The sequence below is a fragment of the Methanobrevibacter oralis genome (assembly GCF_001639275.1).
In the GTDB taxonomy this organism is placed as follows: Archaea; Methanobacteriota; Methanobacteria; order Methanobacteriales; family Methanobacteriaceae; genus Methanocatella; species Methanocatella oralis.
Genome location: NZ_LWMU01000115.1, coordinates 1 through 2,692 on the forward strand (window position 1 = coordinate 1; position 2,692 = coordinate 2,692).

1 protein-coding gene is annotated in these 2,692 nt (G+C 28.2%); it reads right to left on the minus strand.

Annotated elements, in window-relative coordinates; genetic code table 11:
• Nucleotides 1–2,382 (minus strand): right-handed parallel beta-helix repeat-containing protein (locus MBORA_RS09325; RefSeq protein ID WP_198643707.1); only part of this gene is annotated, 2,382 nt, incomplete at its 3' end.
• Nucleotides 2,383–2,692 lie beyond the last annotated feature (310 nt).

Sequence of the window (2,692 nt, forward strand, 5' to 3'; positions counted from 1 at the left end):
AGCAGAATTCTTTTTAAAAACAGAATTAGAAATAGTATTATTTTTTAAATCCATACCAAAATCATCAATTGCCCCACCACCATACTTAATAGCAGAATTACGAATAAAAAGACAATCATCAACTAAAATATTATTAGAACCAAAAACAATAGCACCAGCATTATAAGCAGAATTATCACTAAAAGTATCATTTCTAACTACAACACTATCACCCCTAACAAAAAGAGCAGCAGCAAAATTTGCCTTATTTTTATTAAAATAACTATTTTGAATTTCACCATTACTATCACCCCAATAAACAGCACTACCATAATATTTCGCAGAATTATTATTAAAAGAAGAATTTAAAAGAGTACCATTATCACCATTCCAATAAACAGCACCACCATCAACTTGGGCAGTATTACTGTCAAAAGAAGAATTTAAAAGAATTCCATTAGCACCCATCCAATAAAGAGCACCACCATCAACTTGGGCAGTATTACTGTCAAAAGAAGAATTTAAAAGAATTCCATTAGCACCCCTCCAAAAGACAGCACCACCATAAAAATTATATGCTTTGTTATTAATTAGAAAAGAACCATTAATTATTCCATTAGCACCATCCCAATAAACAGCACCACCATGAGAAGCAGTGTTATTATTTAGATAAAAATTATTAATTATTCCATTAGCACCATTCCAATAAACAGCACCACCACCACCATAATCAGCATAATTATTATTTAAAGAAGAATTTAAAAGAGTACCATTATCACCATTCCAATAAACAGCACCACCATCATCTTGGGCAGTATTACTGTCAAAAGAAGAATTTAAAAGAATTCCATTATCACCCATCCAATAAAGAGCACCACCATCAACTTGGGCAGTATTACTGTCAAAAGAAGAATTTAAAAGAATTCCATTATCACCCATCCAAAAGACAGCACCACCATAAAAATTATATGCTTTGTTATTAATTAGAAAAGAACCATTAATTATTCCATTAGCACCATCCCAATAAACAGCACCACCATGAGAAGCAGTGTTATTATTTAGATAAAAATTATTAATTATTCCATTAGCACCATTCCAATAAACAGCACCACCACCATAATCAGCATAATTATTATTTAAAGAAGAATTTAAAAGAATTCCATTAGCACCCATCCAAAAGACAGCACCACCACCATAATCAGCATAATTATTATTTAAAGAAGAATTTGAAATAGTTCCATTAGCACCTCTCCAAAAGACAGCACCACAATTATTAACATCAATTCTATTATTATTTAAAGAAGAATTTAAAATAGTTCCATTATCACCCATCCAATAAACAGCACCACCAAATTCCTTTCCAGTATTGTTGTTAAAAGAAGAATTTGAAATAATTCCACTATCACCCTCCCAATAAACAGCACCACCAGAATTTTTTCCAGTATTGTTGTTAAAAGAAGAATTTGAAATAGTTCCATTAGCACCCATCCAAAAGACAGCACCACCATAATAAACTGCTTTGTTATTATTTAAAAAGGAATTTTTGAGTGTGCATTTATCTCCTTGGTAATATACAGCTCCACCAAAATATTTCGCATAATTATTGTCAAAAAAAGAATTTGAAATCGTTGCATTTGGAGTATAAACAAAAATAGCTCCACCATTTGTAGCATTATTATCAGTAAAAGTAGAATCTTCCAAAATTACATCTTTTGAAGATATATAAACAGATCCACCCTCTTTTTTTCCATTATTTTTTCTAAATGTAGAATTTTTAATCGTGAACCCATTACTTGAAATATATATAGCTCCACCACTATCTGCAGTATTATTAACAAATAAACAGTTAAAAATTATTCCACGATCATATCTTAAATATATTGCACCACCATAATTTTTTGTTGCAGTGTTGTTTTCAAAGTAACAATTTTTAATTTCAATGTCATCTGATAATGAACGAATTGCTGCACCACTACTTCCTTTTAAATATCCATTAATAAAATTTATATTATCTAAAACAACATTAGAAAGTTTATACCCACTAATTTCTAAAATACCTGATTGGTTGTTTCCATTTAGTGTGAAATTATTACCATTTATAGATATTCTTTTATTAATTTTTATAGGACTAGAATCTGTTGCATTATTATAAACATAATTCTTATCTAGATTTATAGTAGATCCTGCAGGCGCATTATCAATAATCGTTTGTAAATCAGTAAATGAACCAGAACCTCTATCACCCATTACTTCATTTAAATCATTAGAATATGAAACTGCATCTAAATCATTAAAACCCATTTCCTGAGTTACATCAGTTGAATAATCAACTGCAGATACAACTGATATAGACATCAACAAAATAATGAATAACAACAATTTACTCATATTTTTATATAACATGTGTTTTTCACCTCTATTTAATTTTGAATACATGTAAAAAGTAGTTTTTTATAAAAAAAATCACTTTTTTAAGTCAAAAATCATATTTTTAAACTTATTTCAAACAATTATGTTAGAAATTTATTATAAATTTAAACTAAAATTAGTAAACAAAAAATCTAACATAACTATAATAATGTATTATATAGTTATTTACTAAACTTTTATTATAGATGAGTGACAAATAATATATTATGTCTGGAAAATCAAAAATAAATCTATTTAATAAAATGAGTAAAGAAGAGTTAAACAATGAAATGAGTCAATATGT